Source organism: Cellulomonas massiliensis JC225 (assembly GCF_000312005.1).
Lineage (GTDB): Bacteria > Actinomycetota > Actinomycetes > Actinomycetales > Cellulomonadaceae > Cellulomonas > Cellulomonas massiliensis.
Genome location: NZ_HE978588.1, coordinates 2146959 through 2152341, shown reverse-complemented (window position 1 = coordinate 2152341; position 5383 = coordinate 2146959). Strand labels below are relative to the sequence as shown.

The window sequence follows — 5383 nt, the reverse complement described above, 5'->3', positions numbered from 1 at the left end:
CGCCACCCCGCCCGCACGGCTGCGGGCGCGCGCGACCCTCTGACGGCCCGTCCGCCGGGCCGGGCCGGCCACGCGGGGCCCCCGTCGCCGGCCCGGGACGACGACGGGCGCCCCGGCGGAGGCCGGGGGCGCCCGTCGCGGGCGGGACGGGTCAGCCCTCGCGCACCTGCTGCTGCGCGCCCTGGGCGTCCTCGCGCACGTCCTGCGCGGCCGACGTCGCCTCCTCCTTGATCTGCTGCCCGGCCTCCTTGGCCTGCTCGGTCAGGTGGCTGGCGGCCTCCTGCGCCGGCTGCTTGAGGTCCTGGGCGAGCTGGCGCGCACCCTCCTTGACCTCGTCGACGAGCGGCTCGGCCTGCTCCTTGGCGGAGCGCGCCAGCTCCTGCTCGCGGCGCGTCGCCGGCAGCGCCGAGGCGACGAGCAGCCCGATGCCGAACGCCACCAGGCCCGCCGCGAGCGGGTTGCCCCGCGCGCTGTCCCGGACGGCCGTGGGCGCCTCGCCGATCGCGTGGCCGGTGTCGGACAGGCGGTCGCCGAGGGAGTGGCCGGTGCCGGAGACCCGGTCGCCCACGCGGTGCGCCTGGTCGGACGCCGTGCCCATGACGGCGTCCTTCGCGGAGGTGAACGCCGAGCGGACGCGGTCCGCCTGGCGGTGCGCCGCCCGGGTCGGGCTCACCTTGTCGGTCAGCGCGTCGACGTCGGAGCTGAGCTCGGAGCGCGTGCGCTCGATGTCCTCACGGATGGCCTGCGGGTCGGTGCTCATGCGTTCTTCTCCTCGTGTCCTTGCAGTGCGTGGGGGATCTTGCGGACGGAGTCCGCCGTCTCGGGCAGACCCTCCACCTCCCGGAGCTGGGTACGGCCGCGCAGGGCCAGGACGGCGGCGACGACCGCCCACACGACGGCGACGACGACCGCGGACCAGCCGCGACCGATCGCCGAGCCGAGCGCCCACCACAGGGCGATCGAGAGGAAGAGCAGGACCATGTGCCCGGCGACGCCCGCGCCCGCGAGCATCCCGGCGCCCTTGCCCGCGCGCTTGGCGGACTCGCTCACCTCGGCCTTGGCCAGCGCGATCTCCTGACGCATGAGCGTCGACAGGTCGCGCGTCACCTCGCCGAGCAGCTCGCCCACCGACGCGTCCTCCGACCGCCCGGGCGGTGGCGACGCGGGGACCTGGGTCATCGCTGCACCCCCGTCCCGCCGAGGCCGTCGTCGTAGGCGCTCTCCGACGCCGGGCGGCCCGGGACCACGATCGGGTCGGTGCCCGACGCGCCGGACTCGACCGGCGCCGGCGTCCAGGTGCTCGCGGCGGGGTCACCGAGCCCGACCGGCGACGCTCCGGCCGTGCCGAGGGGGTCCGCCTCGCCGGGAACGCCGGCCGTGCCGGTCAGCGGCGCGGCGCTGGGCTGCGCCTGGCCGGACGGGAGCGAGGGCGCCGACGACGACGAGGACGACCCCGCGTCCTTCAGCCCGCGCGCGAGCCGACCGACGACGACGCCCGCCACCGCGGCCGTGAGCAGGAACGTCCCGGGCCGGCGGCGCGCGAAGTCGCGGACGTCCTCCAGCACGCCCTCCGGCCCGCGGTCCTCGAACCACGACCCGACGCGCGACGCCTGGGAGCCGAGCTCGCGGACGATGGTCGCGGCGGTCGAGCTCTCCGCACCGTCCGCCATCCCCTGCAGGTCCTGGCCGAAGGTGCGGATCCCCGAGCCGAGCCGGCCGTTCTGCTCGCTGAGCTGCGCGGACAGCTGACCGCGCGTCTCGCCCCACAGCTGGCGGACCTGGTCCTGCGCCTCCTGCGCGAGGCCGCCCGCCTGGGCCTTCGCCTCGGCCGCCACGTGCTGCCCGGCGTCGCGCGCCGAGGAGGCGACGTCCCGCGCCGCGTCGCCGGCCTTCTGTGCGGTGCTGCTGCTGCCGACGCCCTGCGTCGACGGATCGGTTGCCGACATGGCCACCTCCTGGTGGAGCGGACGCCGGAGGGTCACCGGCGGCGTCCGGCGTGGATGGTCTGGGGGATGGTGCGACGGGAGAGCGTGGGCTCCACTCTCGATGCGCCTGCGGGGTCGTTCCCCGGCGCCACGGGCGCTGAGCGCCTCTGGTTCGAACGTAGATCGGTGTGCCGCCGCCCGCACTCGGGAGGGCGCTCAGCGCTCGGTGGAGGTCTCCTCGCGCAGCTCCCGGCCGCGCGCGACGTCCTTCTCCAGCCGCGCCCGCCGCTTGTCGCTGGCGCGCGTGTCGCGGGGCGGCAGCTGCAGCGTGCGCTCGGCCTCCATGCCGGCCTGCAGCTCGCGGCCCCGCTCCAGCTCGGCGTCGAGCTCGGCGCCGAACAGCAGGGCGAGGTTCGTGAGCCACAGCCACAGCAGCAGGACGACCGCTCCGGCCAGCGAGCCGTAGGTCTCGCCGTAGGACGAGAAGTTGGCCACGTAGAAGCCGAAGCCCAGCGTCGCGAGCGCCCAGACGACGAGCGCCACCAGGCCGCCCACGCTGACCCACCGGAACCGCGGCTGCCGGACGTTCGGGGTCGCGTGGTAGAGCAGAGCGATCGCGGTGACGACGAGCACCACGACCAGAGGCCACTTGACGATCTCCCACACCGTCACGAGCGTCGAGCCGAGCCCGATCGCCTCGCCCGCCGCGCGGGCGACCGGTCCGGACAGGACGAGCATGGCCACGACGACGACGGCGACGACCACGAGCACGAGCGTCACCAGCAGGAGGGCGGGACGCAGCTTCCAGAACGGGCGGCCCTCGTCCACCTCGTAGACGCGGTTCATGCCGCGCCCGAAGGCGGCGACGTACCCGGACGCGGACCACAGCGCGACGACGAGGCTGAGGACGAGCGTCAGGCCCGCGCCGGGGGCCTGCGTGAGCCGCTCGAGCACGGGCCGCAGCGTGTCGACGCTGTCACCGGCACCCGCGTCCTCCGCGAGCCCCACGAGGCTCGTGACGACCTGGTCGGGCTTCGCGACCAGGCCGAGCAGCGACACGACGGCGAGCAGCGCCGGGACCACGGAGAGCACGGCGTAGTACGTGAGCGCGGCCGCCAGGTCGGTGCACTGGTCGTCGGTGAACTCGCGTGCGGTGGTGCGCAGCACGTAGAGCCAGGACGGCTTCGCGAGCTGCGTCGGCGAGTCGGGCTTGCGCGGGTCGTCGGGAGCCGGGGCCGCGGACTTCTCGGCGGCGGTGCCGGCGTCGCTGTCGTCCGTGCCGCCGGCCGGTGCGGTGGCGGCGGGCTGGTGGTGCCGGTCGGAGCCGGGCTGCTGCTGCGTCATCGGGGCCTCCGGGCAGAGGGCGACGGCCGGGCCGCTTCTCCACCCGGCACGCACGGGGGCGCTCCTCCACTGTCGCACCGCGCCCACGGCGCGGCGCGCGGAGCACCGTCCCCGTACGCGGTCCCCCGCTCGACGAGCGTGATCGTGCACCGGGTGGGACAGTGGCCTGGCCGCAGCAGCACCGGGTGAAGACGCCGCCCTGGCACGTCGTGCAGGAGTGGTCCCCCATGTCGAACCCCGTCGTCACGCCCGCCGCGCGCGCCGCCTCGTCCGGCCCGGCCCCCACCGTCCCGGCGCTCGGTGCACCCACCGTGCTGGGTGCGCCGGCCGTGCTGTTCGCGCGGACGGGCCAGAGCTGCCCCCGGGCGGGCGTCTGGCAGGTCGTCAGCCGCCCCGTCGCCACCGCCGCCGTGCCGGGCGGGCGCGCGATGCCCACCGACCACGGCCGGTCCGTCGTCTGGCGGCTCGTGCGCGCCGACGCGTCCTGAGCGCCTCATGGGAGACGCCATGACTGCGACCCGCCGCGCCCCGAAGGTCACCGCGCGCGCCCCGATGCCCTGCTGGATCCCCGCCGGCGGCGGGCACGTCACCGTCCGGGTCCTCGACTACGACGTCCGCGCCCAGCCCCGCCGGCCCAAGCGCGACCTGCTCGGCCGCTTCACGGTCGTCCTGCGCCGGGAGGGGCCGGGCGACGTGCGCGTGCTGCTCCACGAGGCGGAGATCGGTCGGCTGCCGGCCCAGTGGGCCCGGTACGTCGAGCACGAGATCCTCGAGGCGGAGGCGCGCGACCAGCTCCCGGTCGCGCGCGGCGTCCTGGCCGGCCCGCACGCCGAGGACCTGCACGTCCTGCTGGCGTACCCGTCGCGCCCCCGCACCTGACGGCACGGCCGGCTCAGGCCGGGGGCGCGTCCTCGTACCGCAGCAGGTCGCCGGGCTGGCAGCCCAGCGCCTCGCACAGCGCCTCGAGCGTCGTGAAGCGGACCGCCTTCGCGCGCCCGTTCTTGAGCACCGCGAGGTTCGCGGGCGTGATGCCCACGCGCTCGGCCAGCTCCCCGACCGACATCTTGCGGCGCGCGAGCATGACGTCGACATCGACGACGATGGGCATCAGATGACCTCGTCGAGCTCGGCGCGCAGCGTGGTGGCCGTCGCGTCGAGGGCGACGGCCTTCGCGAGCAGCAGGCGCAGCACGACGACGACGAGGGCCACGGCGAGCGCCCCGGCGCCCGCCAGCCCGACGATCAGCACGAAGCCGGGAGGCGCGACGTCCCCGGGCGCGAGCACCAGCCCCAGCACGAACGCGCACGCGGCGGCCGCGAGGGACGCCCACGCCACCGCGTCGACCCAGCGGAAGGCCGCGACGCTGAAGACCGCGTCGCGCCGGACGAGGGTGAGCAGCCGCCAGACGCAGACGAGGACCACCTCGACGGCGACGAGCCCGGCGATGCACAGCCCGGCGACCAGCCAGCGCGCCGACGCCAGCTCCGGCACCTCCTCGAGGTCGCGCGCGAGCGCCGGCAGCACGCCGGCCTGCACCGCCACGAGCCCGAGCAGCAGCCCGGCGAGCACGAGACGCAGCACGCGGATCGTCCAGGCGCCCATCATCGACCTCCCAATGCATCGAAGAACGACGCTAATCTATCGAGAATCGATAGGCTGGGCAAGCCTCAGGGCGCCGGCTCCCACAGCTCGACGACGTTGCCCTCCGGGTCGGCCACCCGGCCGAACCGGCCGACGCCCGCCATCTCCTCGACCTGGTCGGAGACCACCGCGCCCCGCTCGCGCAGCTGCGCGAGCAGACCGTCGAGGTCGCGCACCCGGAGGTTGAGCATCGTGCGCTGGTCGCTGCCGAACGCGTCCGTGTCGGCCGGGAACGCCGCGAGCACGCTCGGTCCGGCCTCCTGCTCCCACTGGCCGTGGCGGTCGGTCGGCAGGCCGAGGACGTCCCGGTACCAGGCCACCAGCGCCTCCGGGTCCGCCGCGCGCAGGAAGTAGCCGCCGATGCCCGTCACGTGCGTCATGCCGCCAGGCTGCCACGGCCGCCGCGGCGACGACGCGGCGACCCGCACGCCGCCCGGCACTGCCGGCCCGGCCGTCAGGGACGCGGGTCGACG

At 76.1% G+C, this 5383-nt stretch carries 9 protein-coding genes; 2 read left to right on the top strand and 7 right to left on the bottom strand.

The window, feature by feature from the left end; translation table 11 throughout:
- Positions 1 to 151: 151 nt before the first annotated feature.
- The 4 genes from HGCM_RS10250 to HGCM_RS10235 all read right to left on the bottom strand — a co-directional run bounded on the left by HGCM_RS10250 (position 152) and on the right by HGCM_RS10235 (position 3269).
- Positions 152 to 760, bottom strand: a complete 609-nt coding sequence (locus HGCM_RS10250) for a DUF3618 domain-containing protein (RefSeq protein WP_019136749.1) — start codon at positions 758 to 760, stop codon at positions 152 to 154.
- Entirely contained in the window at positions 757 to 1179 is a 423-nt protein-coding gene (locus tag HGCM_RS10245; RefSeq protein ID WP_019136748.1) for a phage holin family protein, read from the bottom strand. Before HGCM_RS10245 ends, HGCM_RS10250 begins: the two co-directional genes overlap by 4 nt.
- Positions 1176 to 1946, bottom strand: coding sequence for a hypothetical protein (locus tag HGCM_RS18870; RefSeq protein WP_051016070.1), 771 nt, complete (start codon positions 1944 to 1946; stop codon positions 1176 to 1178). Before HGCM_RS18870 ends, HGCM_RS10245 begins: the two co-directional genes overlap by 4 nt.
- A 195-nt stretch (positions 1947 to 2141) precedes the next feature.
- Positions 2142 to 3269: a YihY/virulence factor BrkB family protein gene (locus HGCM_RS10235; protein WP_019136746.1), complete on the bottom strand. Its 1128-nt coding sequence runs from the start codon at positions 3267 to 3269 to the stop codon at positions 2142 to 2144.
- A 161-nt stretch (positions 3270 to 3430) separates the two neighbouring features.
- Here HGCM_RS10235 and HGCM_RS17940 point away from each other — a divergent pair, with 161 nt between their 5' ends.
- The gene (locus HGCM_RS17940; protein WP_019136745.1) at positions 3431 to 3757 is read left to right on the top strand and encodes a hypothetical protein; all 327 of its coding nucleotides are present in this window, start codon (positions 3431 to 3433) and stop codon (positions 3755 to 3757) included.
- Positions 3758 to 3776: 19 nt separating this feature from the next.
- Complete coding sequence (locus tag HGCM_RS10225; protein WP_019136744.1) at positions 3777 to 4148, top strand: hypothetical protein; 372 nt, start codon at positions 3777 to 3779, stop codon at positions 4146 to 4148.
- Between the two features lie 13 nt (positions 4149 to 4161).
- Here HGCM_RS10225 and HGCM_RS10220 read toward each other — a convergent pair whose 3' ends face one another.
- From HGCM_RS10220 to HGCM_RS10210, 3 genes are all read right to left on the bottom strand, one after another.
- On the bottom strand, positions 4162 to 4377 hold the full coding sequence (locus HGCM_RS10220) for a helix-turn-helix domain-containing protein (RefSeq protein ID WP_019136743.1): 216 nt from the start codon (positions 4375 to 4377) through the stop codon (positions 4162 to 4164).
- Positions 4377 to 4871: a DUF2975 domain-containing protein gene (locus tag HGCM_RS10215; RefSeq protein ID WP_019136742.1), complete on the bottom strand. Its 495-nt coding sequence runs from the start codon at positions 4869 to 4871 to the stop codon at positions 4377 to 4379. Before HGCM_RS10215 ends, HGCM_RS10220 begins: the two co-directional genes overlap by 1 nt.
- A gap of 65 nt (positions 4872 to 4936) precedes the next feature.
- Positions 4937 to 5290 carry a VOC family protein gene (locus tag HGCM_RS10210; RefSeq protein WP_026075401.1) on the bottom strand — a complete coding sequence of 118 codons (354 nt, stop codon included), beginning with the start codon at positions 5288 to 5290 and terminating at the stop codon, positions 4937 to 4939.
- Between the last annotated feature and the right edge of the window lie 93 nt (positions 5291 to 5383).

What these genes read in the sequence shown, in the direction of transcription:
- HGCM_RS10250 (WP_019136749.1), bottom strand. Translation starts at nt 760, where the DNA reads ATGAGCACCGACCCGCAGGCCATCCGTGAGGACATCGAGCGCACGCGC.
- HGCM_RS10245 (WP_019136748.1), bottom strand. Translation starts at nt 1,179, where the DNA reads ATGACCCAGGTCCCCGCGTCGCCACCGCCCGGGCGGTCGGAGGACGCG.
- HGCM_RS18870 (WP_051016070.1), bottom strand. Translation starts at nt 1,946, where the DNA reads ATGTCGGCAACCGATCCGTCGACGCAGGGCGTCGGCAGCAGCAGCACC.
- HGCM_RS10235 (WP_019136746.1), bottom strand. Translation starts at nt 3,269, where the DNA reads ATGACGCAGCAGCAGCCCGGCTCCGACCGGCACCACCAGCCCGCCGCC.
- HGCM_RS10225 (WP_019136744.1), top strand. Translation starts at nt 3,777, where the DNA reads ATGACTGCGACCCGCCGCGCCCCGAAGGTCACCGCGCGCGCCCCGATG.
- HGCM_RS10220 (WP_019136743.1), bottom strand. Translation starts at nt 4,377, where the DNA reads ATGCCCATCGTCGTCGATGTCGACGTCATGCTCGCGCGCCGCAAGATG.
- HGCM_RS10215 (WP_019136742.1), bottom strand. Translation starts at nt 4,871, where the DNA reads ATGGGCGCCTGGACGATCCGCGTGCTGCGTCTCGTGCTCGCCGGGCTG.
- HGCM_RS10210 (WP_026075401.1), bottom strand. Translation starts at nt 5,290, where the DNA reads ATGACGCACGTGACGGGCATCGGCGGCTACTTCCTGCGCGCGGCGGAC.